General features: G+C 45.5%; 15 protein-coding genes. 6 read left to right on the top strand and 9 right to left on the bottom strand.

What is annotated here, in order from left to right:
* Positions 1-5: 5 nt before the first annotated feature.
* From ACRD7P_RS05925 to ACRD7P_RS05905, 5 genes are all read right to left on the bottom strand, one after another.
* Complete coding sequence (locus ACRD7P_RS05925; protein ID WP_430906597.1) at positions 6-8,519, bottom strand: SDR family NAD(P)-dependent oxidoreductase; 8,514 nt, start codon at positions 8,517-8,519, stop codon at positions 6-8.
* Positions 8,520-8,561: 42 nt separating this feature from the next.
* The gene (locus tag ACRD7P_RS05920) at positions 8,562-9,440 is read right to left on the bottom strand and encodes a phytanoyl-CoA dioxygenase family protein (protein WP_430906595.1); all 879 of its coding nucleotides are present in this window, start codon (positions 9,438-9,440) and stop codon (positions 8,562-8,564) included.
* Between the two features lie 64 nt (positions 9,441-9,504).
* A complete protein-coding gene (locus ACRD7P_RS05915) occupies positions 9,505-11,118 on the bottom strand; it encodes a tryptophan halogenase family protein (protein ID WP_430906594.1) in 1,614 nt (537 codons plus the stop codon).
* Positions 11,119-11,262: 144 nt separating this feature from the next.
* The gene (locus tag ACRD7P_RS05910; protein WP_430906593.1) at positions 11,263-11,664 is read right to left on the bottom strand and encodes a transposase; all 402 of its coding nucleotides are present in this window, start codon (positions 11,662-11,664) and stop codon (positions 11,263-11,265) included.
* A gap of 26 nt (positions 11,665-11,690) precedes the next feature.
* A complete protein-coding gene (locus tag ACRD7P_RS05905; RefSeq protein WP_430906592.1) occupies positions 11,691-11,942 on the bottom strand; it encodes a hypothetical protein in 252 nt (83 codons plus the stop codon).
* Here ACRD7P_RS05905 and ACRD7P_RS05900 point away from each other — a divergent pair.
* The 6 genes from ACRD7P_RS05900 (at position 11,933) to ACRD7P_RS05875 (ending at position 16,922) form a co-directional block, all read left to right on the top strand.
* Positions 11,933-12,985 (top strand): ThiF family adenylyltransferase, encoded by a 1,053-nt coding sequence (locus ACRD7P_RS05900; protein WP_430906591.1) that lies wholly within the window; start codon positions 11,933-11,935, stop codon positions 12,983-12,985. The two genes, ACRD7P_RS05905 and ACRD7P_RS05900, sit on opposite strands and share 10 nt — an antisense overlap.
* A complete protein-coding gene (locus ACRD7P_RS05895) occupies positions 12,969-13,361 on the top strand; it encodes a DUF6527 family protein (protein WP_430906590.1) in 393 nt (130 codons plus the stop codon). Before ACRD7P_RS05900 ends, ACRD7P_RS05895 begins: the two co-directional genes overlap by 17 nt.
* A 305-nt stretch (positions 13,362-13,666) precedes the next feature.
* A complete protein-coding gene (locus ACRD7P_RS05890; RefSeq protein ID WP_430906589.1) occupies positions 13,667-14,506 on the top strand; it encodes an RluA family pseudouridine synthase in 840 nt (279 codons plus the stop codon).
* Between the two features lie 96 nt (positions 14,507-14,602).
* Positions 14,603-15,145: a DinB family protein gene (locus ACRD7P_RS05885; protein WP_430906588.1), complete on the top strand. Its 543-nt coding sequence runs from the start codon at positions 14,603-14,605 to the stop codon at positions 15,143-15,145.
* Between the two features lie 3 nt (positions 15,146-15,148).
* Positions 15,149-15,988 carry a helix-turn-helix domain-containing protein gene (locus ACRD7P_RS05880; protein ID WP_430906587.1) on the top strand — a complete coding sequence of 280 codons (840 nt, stop codon included), beginning with the start codon at positions 15,149-15,151 and terminating at the stop codon, positions 15,986-15,988.
* Positions 15,989-16,364: 376 nt separating this feature from the next.
* The gene (locus ACRD7P_RS05875) at positions 16,365-16,922 is read left to right on the top strand and encodes a YbhB/YbcL family Raf kinase inhibitor-like protein (protein ID WP_430906586.1); all 558 of its coding nucleotides are present in this window, start codon (positions 16,365-16,367) and stop codon (positions 16,920-16,922) included.
* Positions 16,923-17,388: 466 nt separating this feature from the next.
* On the opposite strand, the gene ACRD7P_RS05870 is transcribed toward ACRD7P_RS05875, so the two are convergent.
* Genes ACRD7P_RS05870 through ACRD7P_RS05855 form a run of 4 tightly spaced genes read right to left on the bottom strand, consistent with a single transcriptional unit; the run spans position 17,389 to position 19,971 of the window.
* Positions 17,389-19,080: a serine hydrolase gene (locus tag ACRD7P_RS05870; protein ID WP_430906585.1), complete on the bottom strand. Its 1,692-nt coding sequence runs from the start codon at positions 19,078-19,080 to the stop codon at positions 17,389-17,391.
* Positions 19,077-19,415, bottom strand: a complete 339-nt coding sequence (locus tag ACRD7P_RS05865; protein ID WP_430906584.1) for a hypothetical protein — start codon at positions 19,413-19,415, stop codon at positions 19,077-19,079. The genes ACRD7P_RS05870 and ACRD7P_RS05865 overlap by 4 nt, the downstream gene beginning before the upstream one ends.
* A 1-nt stretch (position 19,416) precedes the next feature.
* On the bottom strand, positions 19,417-19,686 hold the full coding sequence (locus ACRD7P_RS05860; protein ID WP_430906583.1) for an RNA polymerase sigma factor: 270 nt from the start codon (positions 19,684-19,686) through the stop codon (positions 19,417-19,419).
* Entirely contained in the window at positions 19,687-19,971 is a 285-nt protein-coding gene (locus ACRD7P_RS05855) for an RNA polymerase sigma factor (protein ID WP_430906582.1), read from the bottom strand.
* Position 19,972: the final 1 nt, after the last annotated feature.

Below are 19,972 nucleotides of genomic sequence, written 5' to 3'. Positions count from 1 at the left end.
AGTTTTTAGCTCAAATCTTTGAGTAACTTGTCCATCTCCTCTTCGCACATGTCTTCTAAGTCCATCAGCAAATCAATGGTCTCTGTAGTTGGCGCTGTAGCGTTATCATCAGATGGCTCGTTACCAGGATTGGTTGTTATTGCTTCGGGTATATTGGGGAGTATCTCACTGACTAGCCACTGGAGAGTGGCCCCTTGCAACATACGCCTCAAATCGATCGCCACCCCACATTGAGCCAATACCGTATTTTTGACTTCCAGGGCAACCAGCGAGTCGAGCCCATAGTTTTGCAGGCTTTCCGTTGTGGTCAATGTTCCTTTGGGTAGTCGCATCAAGCCTTCGCATAAACGACTTAAATAATCGAGCAGAAAATCTTGCCTTGTTTCGACAGGGCATTCGTTCCATTGCCGTGAAAAGGAATTGGCCTGATCGCCCGTGGCTGTGAGGGCTACTTCTACTGATATCTCTTCGAATAAGCGACTGTGGGGAATTGGGTACAAGTTTTTGAAAACCGCCCAGTCTATGTCTGCCAACATTAGTTGACCGTTAGCAACTTTCTGCGCGTCACCTAACAAACGGATATCGGCATGTTCCAAAAACCTATAACCGGCGGCTTGTAATTTCTGCTGGCTTATATTGGCCAACATGCCAGTATCCCATGTTCCCCAGTTTATTGTCAACGCTGGCAATCCCTGGGCAATCCGGTATGCTGCCAGTGCGTCTAAGGCTGCATTGGCCGCCGCATATGCTCCCAGGTTTTTAGCACCCCACAGCCCAGTCGTGCTCGAATAGAAGAGCATAAAGTCCAACGGCCAGCCTTTGGTAATCTCATGCAATGCCCAGGCCCCTTCGACTTTGGCGGTGTATGCTTCGCGATAGTGCGTTTCATTTTCCTGGGTCAAAAGTGACGCTGAACCCTGGCCTGCGGTGTGGATTATACCACGAATCGGCAATGCCTGGTGCAAACGCTTGAGCTCACTGCCTAAGCTTCCTTTGTCCGACACATCAGTTTGCACGATCTGTATATTTGCCCCCATCGCACGCAACCGTCCGATTTCTGAGGATGTCTCATCATTCTTTATTCCTGATCGGCTTATGAGTACAAGGTCTGTGGCTCCCATTTCCACCAGCCACTGGGCAGACAACAACCCTAAGCCCCCTGTACCACCCGTGATTAAATAACATGCACCTGGCCTTACATGCCATGACTGCCCCTGGTTGTCGGGCAACCCTTTATGGAGCCGCTTTACAAATAGGCCGTTTTCACGAATAAGGGTTTCATTTTCATTGAAAGGATCAAGTGCCTGATTTACCAAAGCCTGATAATCGGGGTTTTCGCCCTCCAAATCATAACTATAGGTATCACACAACCCCTCAAGTGCGGCAGTAAGGTTGAGTGCCCATAGTGGACGCACCGCTACTGCTGAGGAGCTGTCAGCGCCATCATTCACTGGGTAAGCGCCAAAGGTAACCAAGTGAAGTTTTTTGATAGGGTGCACGGTCAATTGGCTATATAACTCCGATAGTGCCTGAGAAGCAGTATATAGCTGAGTGGATGAGTCCTCACTCCCGGTGATCGTGTGATCATATACAAAGAACACTTCGTTTTCAGGGTTTGCCTGATCAGCCAATTGACTGAGCCAATGTTCACTGTTGCCCGAACCGTTTACAGTAGCGCCTTTTGTATTATTGAGTGTGGGTATCGTTAATTGTAAAATTTCATCACCATAGGGCTGCAATGCCGTGGCTACCTTTGCAGTACTTGCGGCGTTATTACTTATCACTATCCATTTTTTACTACTTACTAAAAGGTCTTTGCCTTTTTGAGCAGTGATGATCGACATTTGACCTACTGGCTTACCTTTTTCAGTGACTGCTTGTGTACACACAAACTCTGATAACCCAGCTTTATCCAAGCTATTTTCCCATTGTTTTGGGTTGAGCAATGGGTAATTTTTCCTTAGGATATTATCCTCAAACCTCCACCATCCATCAGTGAGACCAAATATCATATCCAATACTGGGCTGGCCTGGGTACACTCTAACATGTACAACAGCCCTCCCGGCTTTAGCAATTGGTGAATGTGTGAAAGAGATGACCCAATATCCTTGGTGGCATGCAGTACATTGGCTACGATGATAATATCATAACTCGCTGGTTCAAACTGCAGCTGAATGGGGCTTTCCTCTATATCGAGCTGACGAAATTCTATGAAAGGGCATTCAGCAAATTTTTGAGCGGCTTGTGCCAGGAATGCATTACTGATATCGGTAAAGCAGTAACTAGTTCTTTCGGCAGGAAATACCTGCAATAGTGCCTGTGTCAAACTACCGGTACCAGCACCGATTTCGAGCACCCGGATAGATTGCCCTTCTGGAATAGCCTCTACGGTGGCTTGCATCAACCCTTCGATTTTTTGGTTGAGTACTTTTGCCAACGGAGTTTCTTGATATACGGTGGAAGCGTCTGGCAATGACTTATCGGCGGGGAACAATAGTCCTAATACGTCGTAACCTTCCTCTGTAAGCACCCTTGGCAATGCCGCGCCACAACGATCAACCATCGCCATTTGGATTGGTTCGCCTGCCTGAGTTTCATCTGCGTTGTCAAGGCGCTTTTTTTCTGCACTACTCAACCGGATCTCGTTGACTACAGTGAATTGGGTACCGTCTTCCTGGATCAGTGAGGCTTCTGCCAATATTTGTAAACACCTGTAGAACAGTCTACGCTGCCCATTATATACGTTTAGGGATGTTAACAACCCTTCAAAACTGACCTTTTGCCCTACTTCAAGTGCCAAACCCATCGCAGACATCGCATTCCTTACCCAAAGCAATACCCGATGTTCCATAGCATCTTGCTGTTGCTGGTAGTCCTTCAATAGGCGATGCTCGTCTGTGTTTGTCTTTTGGCCTGTTAATGGATTTAGATCCAATACAGGGGCATAATTCCCCGCTTTCAGTTGCCAGTGTACATGATAATGCTTGTCATGTTGATTGGAAAGGGAAGTATTCACAGTCATTTCACACAATAGTGCCTCTTTGACGGTCGCAATTAGCACCCCTTCATCAGTGTAGAATGCTAAATTCACCAAATATCCGCCAGTAGTTTCCTCCACATATATGGCATGGCACCAACACACCGTTGATAAAGTCGCGCCAGTGGGCACTACCTCGCCTGTTGCTTGCAATACATACGTTTTCCCATTGTCAACTTCAGGAATCACAAGCGGCAAGAGTTGAAGCCCCGCATCAACAATGGCTGGATGAAGCCTGTATACAGGTTGGTGCATGGTGTTTGACACGGCCATTACTCCTAGCGCTTCGCCCTCGCCTTCCCAAATTTGCCGCCAGTTTTTCAACTCTTCTCCGTAGGTAACTCCTTTGTCCGCTAGTTTTTGCCACAGCGTTTCGAGCGCCACTTCGCGCGATATGCGCTTTTGTATCTTGAGGAATACCAGTTCTGATTGGGCGACGTTTATGGCAGTATTAGTATTAGCACCGAATTGGCCACGGGTGTGTAAATGCCATTGTTCGCCATCTTTACTGTAAAACAATGCCTCTTGTACATTCCCTAAATCACGTACGATGACTTGTATTTGCTTTCCTTCTTCCGGTATGAATGGCTTCAGTATCTGCAAATGCCTGAGTGCGGGGTACCGCTCGCTCCCTACAGCCAAAAAACATTCAATAAAGGCTGCTGCCGAATATACGGGTTGCCCTGCCACTTCATGTTCATAAAGGAATTTAGGGTACTCATGGCGCAATTGGTGATGATAGACCGTTTCTGAGGTAGAAGCCGTTTGCAAAGCATGGCCAATCAAAGGGTGCCCTTCTACAGTTGAAAACAGATCATCTGTCTTACGTTGGCGCGTATCTCCCAACCAATACGATCTGGTATCGAATGGTAAGCCCGGCGTTTTTACAAAATTATAGGAACTCTTTGGATATATCTTTTCCCAATCTACCGGGTATCCCAAGACGTACAATCCCGCCAGGGCATGTAGTATTGTTTGCCATCCCGGCTGCGTTTGTTGTTGACTCACTAGCCAGGTTGTATCCTGAGGGCCAAATGTTTTGGCTACCGTTGTAAGTGTAGGTTTTGGCCCTGCTTCGATAAATGTATTGACTCCTAGGCGGAATGCCGTTTGCATTCCTTGGTAAAATGATACTGGTTCTATCAGGTGGCTCACCCAATATTGCGCGGTCATAATGTTTTCTCCGGCTAATTCACCAGTAAGGTTAGAGAGTACGGGGATTTTAGGTTTTTGATATTGTATCGATTGGGCCACCTGCTCAAACCCAGTCACCATCGGGGCTATTACTGGCGAATGAAAGGCATTTGATATTTCCAACTGGGTACATTTCACGCCTTGCGCCTCCGCCACGGCTGCCAAAGCCCTGACAGCTTCCTTGTCACCAGTGATCACTGTTTGCGAAGGCCCATTGTAAGCCGCAATGCCTACCTGGCCTGTGGTTTGCCCGATCCAATGCTGCACCCGAACATCATCGGCTTGTATGGCCATCATTATCCCTTTGGGTGGCACCTGCTGCCCCAACCTGCCTCGCGCACTTACCAGTTTGATGGCTTCATTTAATGTGAACACTTCCGCCAGGCAAGCCGCCGCAAATTCGCCAACGCTATGCCCAATAAGGCAATCGGGCTGCACACCCCATGCCATCCACTGCCGGCCGGTTGCATATTCGATTGCAAACAGGGCTGGTTGCGTATAGGCAGTTTTATGCAAGGCACCATCCATGTCATCACCTCCAAACAAAAGCTGTTTAAGGGGGTAGTCAATTTCTTTTTCCAGCAGTGATGCACACTGATCGATCACTTTTTTGAATTCAGGGGCATAGCGGTACAATTCCTCTCCCATGCCTGCATACTGTGCACCCTGACCACTAAACATCAAGGCTATTTTGCCTTTTTTCTGCCCTGTGTTTTGACGATCGTACACAGGCGTAGCAGGTGCTTTGCTGAGCCAGCCATCCAAACATGCTACCGCCTCTTCAGCGTTTTTAGCACTGAAAGCTAGTCTATGTGGTAATACGCCCCGGTTATTCAACAGGCTGCCTGCCAGGTTTTTCAATTGCTGCTGATCGACCGCTGAGGTTTCATAACGCGCCATCATCTGCCTTGCCAAAACCGCCAATGCTGACTCGGTGTGTGCTGCCAGGCAAAACAGTTCAGCAGGGTGCTGATCTGGTTCATGAGGTGTTTGGGCTGGCGCTTCCCCGATCACTACATGAGCGTTGGTACCGCCAAATCCGAAGCTGCTAACGCCTGCATGCCTACTTTGACCGTTCCATGACACAGGCGTATGGGGTATTTTAAACAATTCCCCATCAAGTTTTATCTCGGGGTTCAATGTTTTTAACTGAGGGTTTCCGGGCACTTTCCCCACTTGTATGGCTAAGGTAGCTTTGATGAGTCCCGCAATGCCTGCGGCGGCTTCCAAATGCCCAATATTGGCCTTGACAGTGCCTAGATAACAAGGTTCATGAGCTTCTCTGCCCTCAGCCAACACTCCTCCAAGCACGTTGGCCTCTATCGGGTCACCTAGTGGGGTACCCGTACCATGGCACTCTACGTACCCCACTTCTTTTGGTGCCAGTCCTGCGGCTTTCAGCGCTTTTCGAACCACAGCTTGCTGTGCTGGCCCATTGGGGGCCGTCAGGCCATTGGTCTTGCCGTCCTGGTTGATGGCCGTCCCTTTGATCACCGCGTATATCTGGTCGTTATCATCTATTGCCTCCTGCAATGGCTTAAGTATGACTACACCCGCCCCTTCGGACCGGGTGTAACCATCGGCACTGGCATCAAATGTTTTACAATGACCATCTTTGGCAAGCATACCTGCCCGCCCAAAGGCTTCCGTCACTGCTTCGTTGAGGATCAGGTTGACTCCACCTGCCAATGCCAGCGTACTTTCACCATGCCGCAGGCTCTGGCATGCCTGGTGTATGGCTACCAGCGAAGAGGAGCAGGCAGTATCGATGCTCATGCTGGGCCCATGCAGGTCAAAAAGATACGAGAGTCTGTTAGCCAGTATACTATTTGAGTTGCCTGTACCGTAATAGTGGTCGTTGGTATGTCCTGACTGGTACAAGTTATTGGCATAATCAAATGTACTGGCACCTACAAAAACACCTGTTTCGGTACCGCGAAGGCTTTCGGGGGCAATCCCTGCATCCTCTAATGCACGCCAAACAGTATGTAACAACTTGCGTTGTTGAGGATCCATTTGCATCGCTTCGCGGGGCATGATGCCAAACAAAGCAGCATCAAACTGATCGATTCCTTCCAGGTAACCTCCTTGCTTAAATGCTACCTCAGGATTGTCATGGGTCAACGCTGTACGCAGCTCGTCTGGCGCTCCAATACCGCTTTTGCCAGCGATGAGCATCTCCCAAAAGGCAGTAGCATCTTCAGCACCTGGAAATTCACAAGCTAAACCAATAATCGCAATCGGAGCTTGCAACGCTTGCTTTAAGGGCTTTTGGCTTGGTGTTTCGCCTACAAGGTGGCTTACCAACTGCCCCATAGTCGGATAGTCGTAAAACAACGTAGGTGGTAAACTTCGCCCGAGCCATTCGGATAGATCACCACTGATAGCAATGGCATGTACAGAATCTAGCCCAATCGATTCCAAACTAGTACCTGATGAAATTTCATCAATCCTTACACCTGAATAATTATTTACACTTTCCGCTAAAAACTTAAAGATTTCCGCTTTGTGTTCTACTTCCATCACTACTGGCTGCTCAGCATCTGGCACTTGTACTTTCTCTTTATCATTGTCCTTTGCTAACTGTGCTATAATCTTCAATTCATCATCCAGATAAGCATCTTTACAACCCCGACGCTGAATTTTACCGCTCGAAGTTTTTGGTAATGAATTGGGTGTGATCAATACAAGATCCGCTACTTGTAAGCCAAATTCCGAATTGACCACACGTCGGACCGCCCCAATAACTTCCTCAAAAGCTAACTTTCTCACCCATACACGCTCCACCTCCTGCACAATAACCAGTCGTTCGCCCTCAGTATTCGCCACACCAAACGCGGCACCACTATTTATTTTCAACGCAGGGTGTGCCGTTTGCACCACACGCTCTATATCCTGGGGGTAGTAATTTTGACCTCTTATAATAATCAATTCTTTTTGCCGCCCTGTAACATATAAGTTGCCGTGATGTATAAAACCCAAGTCGCCTGTCCTAAAAAACGGGCCTTTTCGAGTATCGGAAGTGTAAGCACCATATACTTCCGCTGTTTTTTCGGGATTTTGCCAGTAGCCTTGGGTTACGCTTGGCCCGCCTACCCATATCTCCCCTACCCGGTCTTCTGTCAGTTCTTCTTGTGTATCTTTATGGGCTATCAAGAGGCTATGCCCATTGGTGGTCTTGCCGCAACTTATCAACGCTACTCCATCTTCATGTTCCTCCACTGGTACAACCTTATCGTTGTACAAGTCTTCACTACGCACCTTGATACTCCTGATGCCCGTGTGTTCGTGGATGGAGGAAACGCTCAATGTGTTTTCAGCCAATCCATAGCCAGAGATGACGGTGCTTTCTTGAAAGCCTGCGGGGGCAAACTTGTCCACAAACCGGCGCATAGTCTCCTGCCGAATGGGTTCTGCGCCATTGAGCGCTACTTTCCACGTACTTAGGTCAAGGGTAGCCACTTGCTCATCGGTAATGCGGCTGACCAGCAAATCATAGGCAAAATTGGGCGCACCGGAATAATTGGCCTTGTAGCGGTCAATAGCCTGTAGCCAACGGATCGGCTTTTGCAGAAAGTCGGCCGGTGACATAAAGGTCATTTCGCCTTTGAACGCAATGGTATAAAGCGACTTACCGATGAGCCCCATGTCATGATAGAGCGGTAGCCAACTTACAATGCGCAGTGGCGAGAGCGACAACAGGCCGGTATGCTGTAGCCCTAGATTGTGTACAATGTTGCTTTGGCTGACCATCACCCCTTTGGGCGTACCGGTAGAGCCGGAGGTATACTGCAAAAATGCAATGGTGTCCGGGGCAATGCCTGGATCTGACCACATGTTTGCTTGGCTATTGTCCCAAGTATCGGTGGGTATCCATTCCAAAAGCCCAGCCACCGGCTCGTCCTTCAATTGCTTTTCAATACTTTGATACAAGCCACTTTCGGTGAGGGCTACCTCGGCCCCGGCATCTTCTATAATGGCCTGTATACGCGCCATTTTACGGTTTTTCCGAGGGGGGTAAACTGGCACGGCCACCACCCCGGCATAGAGGCATGCCATGAAGGCTGACAAATACTCCACGCCTGAATTGTAAACGATCAAGACCCTATCGCCCTTTTCACACCGGTGCTTGAGCCTTGCTGCGATGGACCGCACGCGCACGTCAAACCCTTGGTAGGTTATTTCATGGCTCGGATCCTCGCCATTTTTCAAAAACCTGTAAAGTATTTGGTCAGGTGCCTGTACACTATATTTCCTGAGTAACGATATGAGGGTATCTTCTTGCATATTAGGTTATTATTAGCCGGTAGGCTCGCGTACAGAGCGCACTCAACGGCTTATGGGGTATTGTATGTCTGGTTGGCAGACTTCCGGCGACACGACTGGGTATGCCATCTCCATTGCTTCTAATGGGGTAAAATCACGGTTGGCCAAAAAGGCCGGCCGGGGGTTTTTAGGGAAATCGGGCTGATTGTCTACACGGTTGTAGGTAATCAGGTACACATACCTGTCCCAAGGAGACAGATTGTTGGGTGAGGCATGAAACAAGTTGCCATGAAAGAACAATACTGACCCGGCCTTTCCCTTGGCCGACACGATTCCACGCTTTTCTGCCATGCCCAAGATTTCTTGTTGCCCCAGGGTATACTTCAAGTCAGCAGACAAAGCCGAGAGATAGGATTTGGTGTTTACATACTTTTCATTCCATTCCTTGTCATGGTTGCTTGCTGCCTTTTGAGTCTCTTGTAACATTCCCATCTGGTGAGAGCCGGGTATGATCATGAGCGGTCCGTTAAACTCTGTGACATCATCCAGAAAAACCATGGCTGTCAACACGTTGGGGGCTGGCATGCCATCGTCTTTGGCCCAGAAGATAAAATCCTGATGCCACTCCCACACATCTCCGATCAAGGCGTGTTTGATGTTTATCTTGGTTTGGTGAGTGTATACCTCGCCGCCCAGCAGCTCTTTTGCCAGCCGAAGCATATTCTTTTCCCGATTGAGCCTGTAGAATAGGTCACTGTTATTTTCTGGGGAGAAAAAGGAGCGGGCCACCCCTGATTTCTCCAGGATCTTTCGCTCATCATCCTCTTCATGGATCACGCGCCTGGCTTCTTCTTTGATAGACTGAGCCAGGCTATTGGTGTAAAATCCTTCATACAACAAATAACCCTTACTATCGTACTTTTGCTTTTCGTCCGATATCATAAGTGATAGATTTAGGTAGTTTATAAATATTCTTAGTTCAAGCATGTCTGCTCCATACCTGTCATCACTCTACAGGGGAGAGCGCCTCCTGACGGCTGTACAGGTGACTAAGGTATTCATGGTGCGATGGAAGGTTGTTTAGGTGATGTTGGGTTTTCTTTCTGATTTCGTCCACTACTTTTTGCCCTTCTTCCAGGATATCACGTCGTACCTTCAAGAGTGGCATTGATTCTTTGGGCAGATAACCTACTCCTGCCAGGATGCTTTGATAATTGGAGTTGGTCCAAAACCTGTCGAAGCTAGAGTCCAGGGTGTCGTACAGTCCTTCGTTGGAACTGTATGACCTGTTGACAGGCACGGCAGACATTTGCAAGTCTAGTATTTCACGAAGAGGGTCGGGGATCACCAAATCATGTTTGTTGGCTAACCAGAAGGGGGTATCCGTCCTGCCGGAAGTGCAGAAGTGGAGAATGATGAAATCTTTTACGTCATCTACCATGAAATTGACCCGTTCGTTAAACTTGTCCCGCAGTGCAGGGTTTATCTTTTTACCGGGGAAGTAGCATGTGAGTTGGTAAAGTGAGGCGTATACAAAGTAGAGTCCGGTACTTTCGAGTGGTTCGAGAAATGCTCCCGCCAACCCGAGGCTCACCACATTGTTGACCCATGAGCGTCTACGTCGGAAAGACTTAAACTTAAAATGCCTGAAATCCCTTCCTTTTACCTTTTCAGGTCCCAAGTGCCTGGCCATCTCGGTTTGTGCCTCTTCTGGGGTTTTAAACTGGCTTGAATATACATAACCGTTGCCCGATCTTTCCATAAGTGGGATTTTCCAAGCCCAGCCAGCCTCCATGGCAGTGGCAGAGGTAAAAGGCCTGAGGTCTTGGTTGCCTGATTCGTTGGGGATATTGACTGCCACGGCGCTGTCGGTCAACAGACTGTCCTTGAACTCTACTATGGGTTCTTCGAGGGCTTCCTGGATCAAAAAGCCTTTGAAACCAGAACAATCAATGAATAAGTCTGCCTCGTAGCGGTTGCCATCGGTGTCGATCACCGTGGTAACATTGCCCTCTTCGTTGCGCTCGGCACCTACCAGCTCGGCAAATGTTTGGGTAATCCCTAAGTGTTTGACACTCCAGTCAATCAGAAAATCGGCCAGGATCGTAGCATCAAAATGGTAAGCATAATGGATGGCTTTGGTGCCGTCAAGGTATTTGGGTGATTTGTAGTGGTCACAAAGCAACGGGGTAGAGTAGCAGGTATAATCCATCGGTGCGTGGTGACCATCAAGGTAGTTGTGTAACCAAATATGAGAAAGCGGCACCCGGCGTACCGTAGGTAGTTCTCCAAATGCATGCCAGTAGCGGTCTCCACCTTCCGTAGGGCTTCTTTTCCAGTTATCAAACCGTATACCAGTCTTGTAAGTTCCTTTACAAACAGGCATCCATTCTTCCTCTGGAATCCCCAAAAAGTCAAACACTTCTTCTTTGATGGTAGGTATGGTAGCTTCACCTACCCCGATCTTGCTGATGTTTGGAGACTCAATCAATTGTACCTCCACGTTGCTGCCCAACGCTTTGGATAAGTAAGCCGCCGATATAGCACCAGAACTTCCCCCGCCTACTACAATGATTTTTTCTATGCTACCATTAATTGGTGTTTGCTGAAATGCTCCCATCTTATATTATTTGTTAGAACGTTAAATTACTTTATGTGATTATCGTATTGATCGATAATCAGCAATAAATATAGCTTAGCATATGCCTTAATGTCAATGAGGGTAAGCCCCTATATTTATCCCCATATCAGTAAATGAACTCATTTAAACTTTTTCATTTTGAATTTTCTTAGCACCAAGACAATGAACGACAGATAGTTGAAGCCTCCAGCTTGCGATGGTGGTATCGAACCTGTTGAGCAGAGAACGGAAGCTGTCCATCCATGCATTGGTCCTTTCAACGGCATACCTTTGATCATAAAGGTCTTGGTCGAAATATTCGTTCCTATCGTCGGCGCTCCTGTTGCGTTTGTTGAAACAGATGTTGGCATTGATTTCCTTGGCCGAACATGCGGCCCTGAAATCCTTTGGATCGAACCCTGCATCGGCGTTCAGGAACAGGCCGTCCGTCCTGATGTCCGCTTGGTCAAGCGTTTTGGTGACCACTTCGAACTGCACTTCGATCTCGTAAAGGTCGTTACGGTTGCCCGCCACAGGTTCCGACATGGCCAAGGGCAGCCCCTGGCGATCGGTCAGGTAGAGTGCCCCGACGCTTCGGGGGTGGTCTTCATCCTCTTCCGTGCTTGGTATTCCACGGCCTCGCCGCCACGTTTACAAGAGGTATGGCTCCCGTCAAGGTCTACGCTGGAAAGGTCGAGACTGTCCCTGTGTCGTTTTAAGATGGCCGTCCAACAATCAAGGAAGGTTCCTTCAAGGCACCACTTCCGATAATGATGGTAGACCGATTGCCAGCTCAGGACCTTTTGGGAGAACAGTGCCGTCACGGGCAACAGCTCCTGTAGCCTTCCCCAAAAATAATCGTGTTACAAAACCAAACACACATGTAATTTATTTTGCGGGTGAGTTTCCTTGTAATATCGATGGAACAATTATTACTCAGATAAAACATGCTAGTAACACATCAAAACTTGCAGAAGGTATTACGGTCAATCATTCATTTTCAAACAAACCTGTTAATGGTTACCCTGATTATTTTGAGAAAATAACTCAGTATGTTAAAATTATCTCAGCTCCAGCTCAGTATTTTGATAATAGTGTAACTGCTCAGACATACAAAGCTATAGAATTACAAGAAATGGAGTCTGTTCTGAATTATAGTGATACAAATTCTTCAAAAGCTGAAATTGACGTAATCAATCAAAAGCTATCTGGATTAAAGATTGGTATTATCGGTTTAGGTGGTACGGGTTCTTATATTTTAGATTTTGTTGCTAAAACGCTTGTAGGAGAGATTCATTTGTTTGATGGTGATAAATTTTTACAGCATAATGCTTTTAGAGCGCCTAGTGCTCCATCCTTGGAAGAGTTAAATGAATCTACTGCGAAAGTTGAGTATTACAGTCGCATATACTCTAAAATGCATAGACATATAGTATCACATGAATTATACATCAATAAAACGAATTTAGGTCTTCTAAATGACTTAGATTTTGTTTTTGTTTGTATAGATAGAAGCGAAGCTAAGAAAGAGATATTTGAGAAACTAGAAAGTCTAAAAATCTCTTTTATAGATACTGGTATTGGAGTTGAGCGTGTTGATGAATCTTTAATAGGAATGGTGAGAACAACTACAAGTACTCAGGAAAAAAGAAATCATATTTGGGAAGGTCGTGTTTCATTTGAAGATGCGGATGATGCAGATTATTCTACGAATATTCAAATAGCTGAACTAAATGCTTTAAATGCTGTTTTTGCAGTCATGAAGTGGAAGAAGCTATATGGATTTCTCAATGACCTTGAAAATGAACATGACAGTTCTTACTCAATTAATGTGAATCATATAGAAAACAATGATAGTTCAACATAAGTTTGTAGAATTTATACCAGAAATAATCGAAGATGGAGTCTTGTATATATCTTTAGATTATGGAACAGTAATTCATAACTGTGCCTGTAGTTGTGGTATTGAGGTTAATACCCCGCTATCACCAATGGGTTGGAGGATGAGTTACGATGGTGAAGCTGTAACTCTAAATCCATCTATTGGAAATTGGGGTTTTGATTGTAAATCCCATTATTGGATTACATATGGTAAAGTCGAATGGGCTTCTACGTGGAGCGATGAGAGAATTCGTAAAATCCGTAAAATTGAAGATGATGAAAGGGATAAGTTTTATGAAATCGAAAATGACTCCTTTAAAAGTTGTAGATATTCAAGAAGATTCACACATCCAAGAACATAATTCCAAAACAAAATGGTGGTTATTAAGGCTTCTGTTCGGGCATTAATCGCTTATTTAAAGCTATGATTATGTAGTTGATTAATGCTTTCATATCTGAAAGTAATTGGTTAGATATTTGTGTCTTAGCTACTAGCACCCTTTGAGAAATCAGAGGGTTTTTTTGCGTTATGGTCTTTGACTACCTAAAAGTGTGGGAGCAACTACCGCTACTTACTGATTCTTTTAATCTAAGATGCTTACTTTTAAAAAATATCCGTGCTATCAAGGAAACCGAATTCCATATCGTCCCCGACCTCCCCTCCCCCATGCGACTGCAAGAATACGGCGTAGGCATCTTTACCACGGTAGCTACAAAGTCCGCCCTAAAAAAGATATTGAAAAAAGAATGCATTCGAGTAAATGGTACAATCGCCTCCACCGCCACCCTTATCCGCGGTGGGGAGCGTATTTCATTATCTTCTTTTAAAGACTCGGAGCATGTAAAAAAAGTAAACCTACGCTTATCGGTGTTGTTCGAGGACGACCATTTGGCCTTAATCTACAAGCCTGCCGGTCTTCTGGTCAATGGTAACGTGTTGAAAACCGTTGCCAATGGCCTCCCTAAAAATATTGCGCCAAGTTTATTGCCCGATGCTACCCGACCCCAACCCGTTCATCGCTTGGATTTTGCCACTACCGGTATTTTATTGGTCGGGAAAACAGCGAGCAGCATCAGGGCTTTGAACAAGAGGTTTGAACAAAGGGCCATCGAAAAAGAGTACTACGCCGTGACGATTGGGAAAATGCCGTCTAAAGGAACCATTACCACGGAAGTGGACGGAAAACCATCCCAAACGAACTACACCGTTTGTGGTTCGGTGCCTTCGGACAGATTCGGACTGCTCAATCTGGTACTTTTACACCCCAAAACCGGAAGGAGACACCAATTGCGAAAACACCTTTCCCAAATGGGCAATCCCATTTTGGGTGATGATATATATGGCAACGAGGGTTTAATCTTAAAAGGAAAGGGACTCTATTTGCACGCCTATTCCTTGTTGTTCACCCATCCATTTACGGATAAAGAAATCCATTTTCAGGCCAAGCTTCCGAAACGTTTTACAAAAATTTTTCCGGCCGATACATGGGGTATTCATAATACGTAGATCTTGAATTTGTGGAGTGTAAACAATTGGGAACAATCCCATTTTAAGCACTTCCCATTTCCCAACTTTGGCTAAATTTGTTTGGAAACGGACAAAATGAACGAAGTAGCACTATTGGTACGGCAAACAACCGACGCGTACAGCTGGGTCCATAAATTGATCGACCCGGTGCCGGAAGACCTTTGGGGCAAGGTACCCAAGGTGTTGGAATCGAGCATCAATTGGCAAGTTGGGCACATCATTCTTAGTACCTACTACCATTCCATTCTCGTCGTCACCGGTCACCAACGCGACGTACTGGAGCACCTACCCTTGAAAAAATACAACCAATTGTACGCCTTTAAAACCTCACCTGCCAATACCACTGAGGCCTTACCGACTTCCCTTTTGCATGAACATTTGGACTTTATCGAAAAAAAATCGATTGCAGTTATAAGTTCATTGGACCAAAAAGACCTTTCCTCCGCCTTGGTCCCCGGAAAGGTGGAACACCCCATAGCCAAAAACAAGTACAAGGCCGTCGACTGGAACATCAAACACACGATGTGGCATTGCGGACAGCTGGCCACCCTGAGACGCGTTTTGGGTAATACCTACGACTTTGGACTTTCCCAACCTGGGCAAAACACAAACAACTAAAAAATGAAGACGGTTCACTTACCGCAAGAATTGCTCTCGGCCCCTTTACCATTGTTAGCGGTCTTTGAATATGAAAGTGGAACAGAAATGTCCAAACAACAGATTTTGCTGCAAACCAATACATTTAGTTTTTTACAAGAGGGAACCAAAGAAGTTTTTTTTGACAACGCCTCATGCATCATAGACCCGAAAAGATTTCTATTAATGAAATCGGGGAACTGTTTAATGACCGAAAAACTGTCCGACAATTTTGAGCGGTACCGCAGTGTCCTCTTTTTCTTTCAGAATGACGCCATTCTGGATTTTATACGAAAATTTGAACTAGATCCTCTTGAAACTTTGCAACGTCGTGCTACATATTCCTTTGACTACAATTCGTATTTACATGGATTTGTTCATAGCATCCTTCATATTTCCAAACTTTCAAAAACCGTTCAAGAAGCCCTTTTACAAGTTAAGTTCGAGGAAATAATGTTATACTTAATAGCGCAAAACGGTACTTCTTTTATACATTCCCTAGTTGCCGAAAGAGATGATCACACGCAGCGTTTTATACAAACAGTGCAACAAAACCGACTCAACAAACTCCGTGTAGAAGAACTGGCGTTTTTATGTGACATGAGCGTATCTACCTTTAAAAGAGCATTCGAAAAACACTTTAATAGTGCGCCCGGCAAGTGGTTTCATGATAAAAGGCTCGAATATTCCGCCTTCTTATTAAAAAGCGAATCAAAAAGACCCTCCGATATTTATGAGGAGGTGGGTTATGAGACCTTGTCCAATTTTATTCAGGCATTTAAAGTTAAATTTGGAGTAACACCAAAACAGTACCAACAAAACTAAACCGCCTTACATTTAAAATACAGAGGCATGTGGGAATAGAATAATATTCTTTTTCAACCTAGGCTTAATGTAGCTGTATGCTATTTTGCAATCAATAAAAATTGCGAACCAATGGGTGCGACCGTAAAATTGTTAAGGATTTGTAACTCCAAACACTCGAAGGAACGTCTTTCCCTGAAGTGTACCCTTTCCACTAATATCCATGATCAATGAACCTTTAGCAACACTTTTTGAGCACAATCAAATGCTGAACTTTGCCCCATGCACCCTAAATTTGTAGTGAAGTGATTTCAACTTTTTGGATTGAAGCGAAAATTCATGATTTTTTAGCCAATTGAAAAAGTTTAAACCACTTCAATACTAAAAAAACATAAAAATGAAAAAATCAAGTTTTCTTTTATTGGTAATGGCCGTCCTATCGAGCAGCCTTTTTGCACAAAGTACGTTTACCCTATCGAGCAGCGCTATCGGAGGGGAAGCAACGGTTACCGAAGAGTTTAATGGCTTTGGTTGTACCGGAAAAAATCAATCGCCGCAGTTGTCCTGGAAAAATGCCCCGGAGGGCACCAAAAGTTTTGCGGTAACCATGTACGACCCGGATGCCCCAACCGGTAGCGGATGGTGGCACTGGGTGGTATTCGACATTCCGGAAAGTACCACCGAACTACCATCGGGAAGTGGTAACCCAGATCTTAATTTAACACCGGAGGGCGCCATTCAGAGCGTTACCGATTTTGGGGGCAAAGGCTACGGAGGGCCATGTCCGCCAGAAGGTCATGGACTGCACCAATATATCATTACGGTTTACGCCCTTAAAACAGCTTCGTTGGGCCTTAGTGCCGACACCAACCCAGCAGTGGTCGGCTACAACCTTTGGAACAACACCCTGGCCAAAGCAAGTCTGGTCATGTATTATCAAAGAAAAAAAGAATAAGCACCTTACCACCAATGGAGGTGCCGAATTCCAAAAACTGAAACTAGCGTGTATTTAAAATACATAGGTTTATGGAAAAAGAGTGAAATTCTTTTTTTCTACATGGTATCAAAGTTGCGGTAAACGGTTGAGCCTAGAAGGTTTCGTAATCCATATATAGCGGAATGCCAGTAAGACTGCCGACTTAATGCCACTTCTGACGTTACTAAAAATGTGGATACGGAAATTGTTCCACCGTTCAACTAACGAACGTGACCAATGAAAACGGTGGTTTCAAAATTTAAGAAACCACCGTTCTTTGTTCCATTATAATAAAACCACTACAATACTGTATTAATACCATTTCTACCTTAAAATTACCCATTAAAAATTGCCCTTTTCCGTTTATACTTCAAAATAAAAAACAACCGTAGCTACTTGCTATGCTTAGTTTTTCTTTTTCGTCTAAACAAAAAATGACTGCTTTTTATTTGGGTGATTTTAAAGCAAAAATGGTATAACGGCCCGTACCGGTACTTTCTAAAGGGGAAGGAATCCGATTTAGATCTAGATCCTGAAAGTCGAAACTGAAATCGATAAACCTTGAAATTCCTTTCATTTTTATATGCTGTGCGCTACCGTTTTCACTTAATGTAAATACGGCCAGGGCATCTGCGTTCATATCTTGATACTCCCATTTAATGGCAAAGGTGGTATCCTTGTAAAACGCCATCTTACCATTTAATCGGGGAGACTTTTCCGATCGGAACCAAAGGTCGCCCCCTTTCTCAAAAATTTCGACCTTCCCGAACCAATCGTCTTCATATACGCCCACATAGTTCTTGGTTTGAACGGTATTGTTCTTATTCGCCGCAACGGTCCGCCAGACTTCCTCCGCATCGGGGTCTCCCATTTGCTGCTGTCCTTGCATACCAGCGGCCATTTCCATCCAGTTGATTCCGGTTTCCAACTGCAGGTATTCCTCCAATAGGACAAAACCCAGTAAGCCGTTTAAAAGTCCCGCACCGTCCGAATTGTTCAATACTACAATACCGAGATCAAGCTCCGGAATCAACGTTACTTCGGAGGACATTCCCGCAATGGCGCCGGAATGGTGTACTTTAAAAAAGCCATTAAAATCGGACAAAAACCAACCCAATCCATATCCCGAAAAATGTACCTTGAAGGGTGAATTGGGGTCTTGTTGCTGTGCCATAGGTGTATGCATCCGCCACATTTCATCTTGTTGGTGCGGTGCGAACAGGCTTTTGTCCAAATTGGCACCATATGTTCCCTTGTTCAACTGTACTAGCATCCAGTTACACATATCCCTAGCGCTTGACCACATTCCACCTGCGGCACCGTTCAATCCCTCGTGACCCGCAACCGTTCCTTTTGAAATTGGAGCGTTCACCGCTTTTAAAGAACTACCGTTGAACCCATGTGCTACGGCGATGGTCTCCGTATTTGCGGCAGCGCCATAACTGGCATAGGAATGCTGCATTTGCAGGGGGTTCAAAATTTCATCTTCAATAAAGTCGGACCAAGGTTTTCCACTGACCCTTGCGATAAGCTCGCCCGCTACCAAGTACAACAGATTATCGTAGTCAAATTTGCTTCGAAAAGGGGAAACAGGTTTAAAATACTGAAAAGCATTTAGTACATCATTCATCGTAAAATTGGAACCATCGGGAAAGAGCATTAGGTCTCCCGCGCCCAGCCCCAACCCACTACGGTGGGTCAACAGATCTTGCACGGTAAAATTGCTGGTTACATAATCGTCGTACATTGTAAACTCCGGTATGTGCTTTACTACCTTGTCGTCCCAATGCAATGTTCCCCTTTCTACCAGAATGGACAATGCCGTAGCGGTAAACGCCTTGGAATTGGACGCTATCCCAAAAGGGGTATCCGCGGTTACCGGCACACCGGAACCTGCCCTTGTTTTGCCATATCCTTTCGCATGTACAATTTTCCCGTCCTTGACCACACCAATGGCAAACCCCACCGTATGGTCCAGAGAAGTCATGGCATCGCTGACAATACTGTCGATTTGTGTTTTGGTCATTTGGGCAGCTAATGTTCCCGATGACATACAGGATATCAATGCCAAAAATACCAGGGCGATCATGTAATTTCTATTGTAGTTCGTCCGCTTTATTTGTCTATTACCTTTCATAATCCATTTGTTTTTAAGTGATTTAAACCGTTCGTCCGTCCAATTTCGAGTTGAACAAAAAGGACCAAAAGCGTTACGCCTACAGAAGCATAGGTCATAATGGCGTATTCGGCCGTTTGTACACTGTTGGGCAGACTGAAAAGCACCGCTAAAATTACCGTGAGTACCAGTGACGCCCATAATGCTCTCAAGCCATTGGTCCGATAGCGGGCTATTTGCGCCTTTATACGTTCCTCCTCCGCTATCTTTTGTAAAATTGCGCCCTCCAGATCGACCGGAGTGTGCAGTTGATCGATACCGTTCAAAACTTCCTTTAAGTCATCTTTTTCATCCATATCAATAAGGTTTTTTAATGTCTTCGCTTTCCATGTGTTTATAAAAAGTTGTTCGCCCCCTATGTAACAGTACTTTTACCTGGGAATTGGAAAAAGCCGTTATTTCCATAATCTCCGCAATATTTTGGTCATCGATATAGTAGAGCTGCAACACCATCGCTTCTTTGGGTGGTATTTTTTTAAAAACCGTGACCACGAGCCGTTTTAGATCTTCTTGCCGCAATTGTGTAAGAGCGGAATTGACTGCCGTTTTTTCATCATCGGTAATCACCTAATCCGATACGACTTCGCTCCTGCGTTTTTGTCGTTTTAAAAACTGTAATGCCGTATTGACCACGATCCGATAAAACCATGTAGAAAATTTGGCATCCTTTCGAAAATTGCCCAAAGAAGAATAGGCCGCAACGAAGCTATCTTGCACCACATCCTTCGCATCGGCCTCCCGCTTTACCAGGGAAACGGCCAGCGAAAAAGCTTGGTTTTGATAGGTTCTTATGAAATATCCAAAGGCATTGGCATTTCCCTTTAAAACCGCATCTATATAATGGGCCTCCATT

The organism is Maribacter sp. 2-571, assembly GCF_050589625.1.
In the GTDB taxonomy this organism is placed as follows: domain Bacteria; phylum Bacteroidota; class Bacteroidia; order Flavobacteriales; family Flavobacteriaceae; genus Pelagihabitans.
The sequence above is the reverse complement of the archived record's forward strand: the minus strand, read 5'-3'. Positions and strand labels throughout refer to the sequence as shown.

What these genes read in the sequence shown, in the direction of transcription:
- ACRD7P_RS05855 (WP_430906582.1), bottom strand. Translation starts at nt 19,971, where the DNA reads ATGGAGGCCCATTATATAGATGCGGTTTTAAAGGGAAATGCCAATGCC.
- ACRD7P_RS05870 (WP_430906585.1), bottom strand. Translation starts at nt 19,080, where the DNA reads ATGAAAGGTAATAGACAAATAAAGCGGACGAACTACAATAGAAATTAC.
- ACRD7P_RS05880 (WP_430906587.1), top strand. Translation starts at nt 15,149, where the DNA reads ATGAAGACGGTTCACTTACCGCAAGAATTGCTCTCGGCCCCTTTACCA.
- ACRD7P_RS05895 (WP_430906590.1), top strand. Translation starts at nt 12,969, where the DNA reads ATGATAGTTCAACATAAGTTTGTAGAATTTATACCAGAAATAATCGAA.
- ACRD7P_RS05915 (WP_430906594.1), bottom strand. Translation starts at nt 11,118, where the DNA reads ATGGGAGCATTTCAGCAAACACCAATTAATGGTAGCATAGAAAAAATC.
- ACRD7P_RS05885 (WP_430906588.1), top strand. Translation starts at nt 14,603, where the DNA reads ATGAACGAAGTAGCACTATTGGTACGGCAAACAACCGACGCGTACAGC.
- ACRD7P_RS05910 (WP_430906593.1), bottom strand. Translation starts at nt 11,664, where the DNA reads ATGTCGGAACCTGTGGCGGGCAACCGTAACGACCTTTACGAGATCGAA.
- ACRD7P_RS05875 (WP_430906586.1), top strand. Translation starts at nt 16,365, where the DNA reads ATGAAAAAATCAAGTTTTCTTTTATTGGTAATGGCCGTCCTATCGAGC.
- ACRD7P_RS05890 (WP_430906589.1), top strand. Translation starts at nt 13,667, where the DNA reads ATGCGACTGCAAGAATACGGCGTAGGCATCTTTACCACGGTAGCTACA.
- ACRD7P_RS05920 (WP_430906595.1), bottom strand. Translation starts at nt 9,440, where the DNA reads ATGATATCGGACGAAAAGCAAAAGTACGATAGTAAGGGTTATTTGTTG.
- ACRD7P_RS05925 (WP_430906597.1), bottom strand. Translation starts at nt 8,519, where the DNA reads ATGCAAGAAGATACCCTCATATCGTTACTCAGGAAATATAGTGTACAG.
- ACRD7P_RS05865 (WP_430906584.1), bottom strand. Translation starts at nt 19,415, where the DNA reads ATGGATGAAAAAGATGACTTAAAGGAAGTTTTGAACGGTATCGATCAA.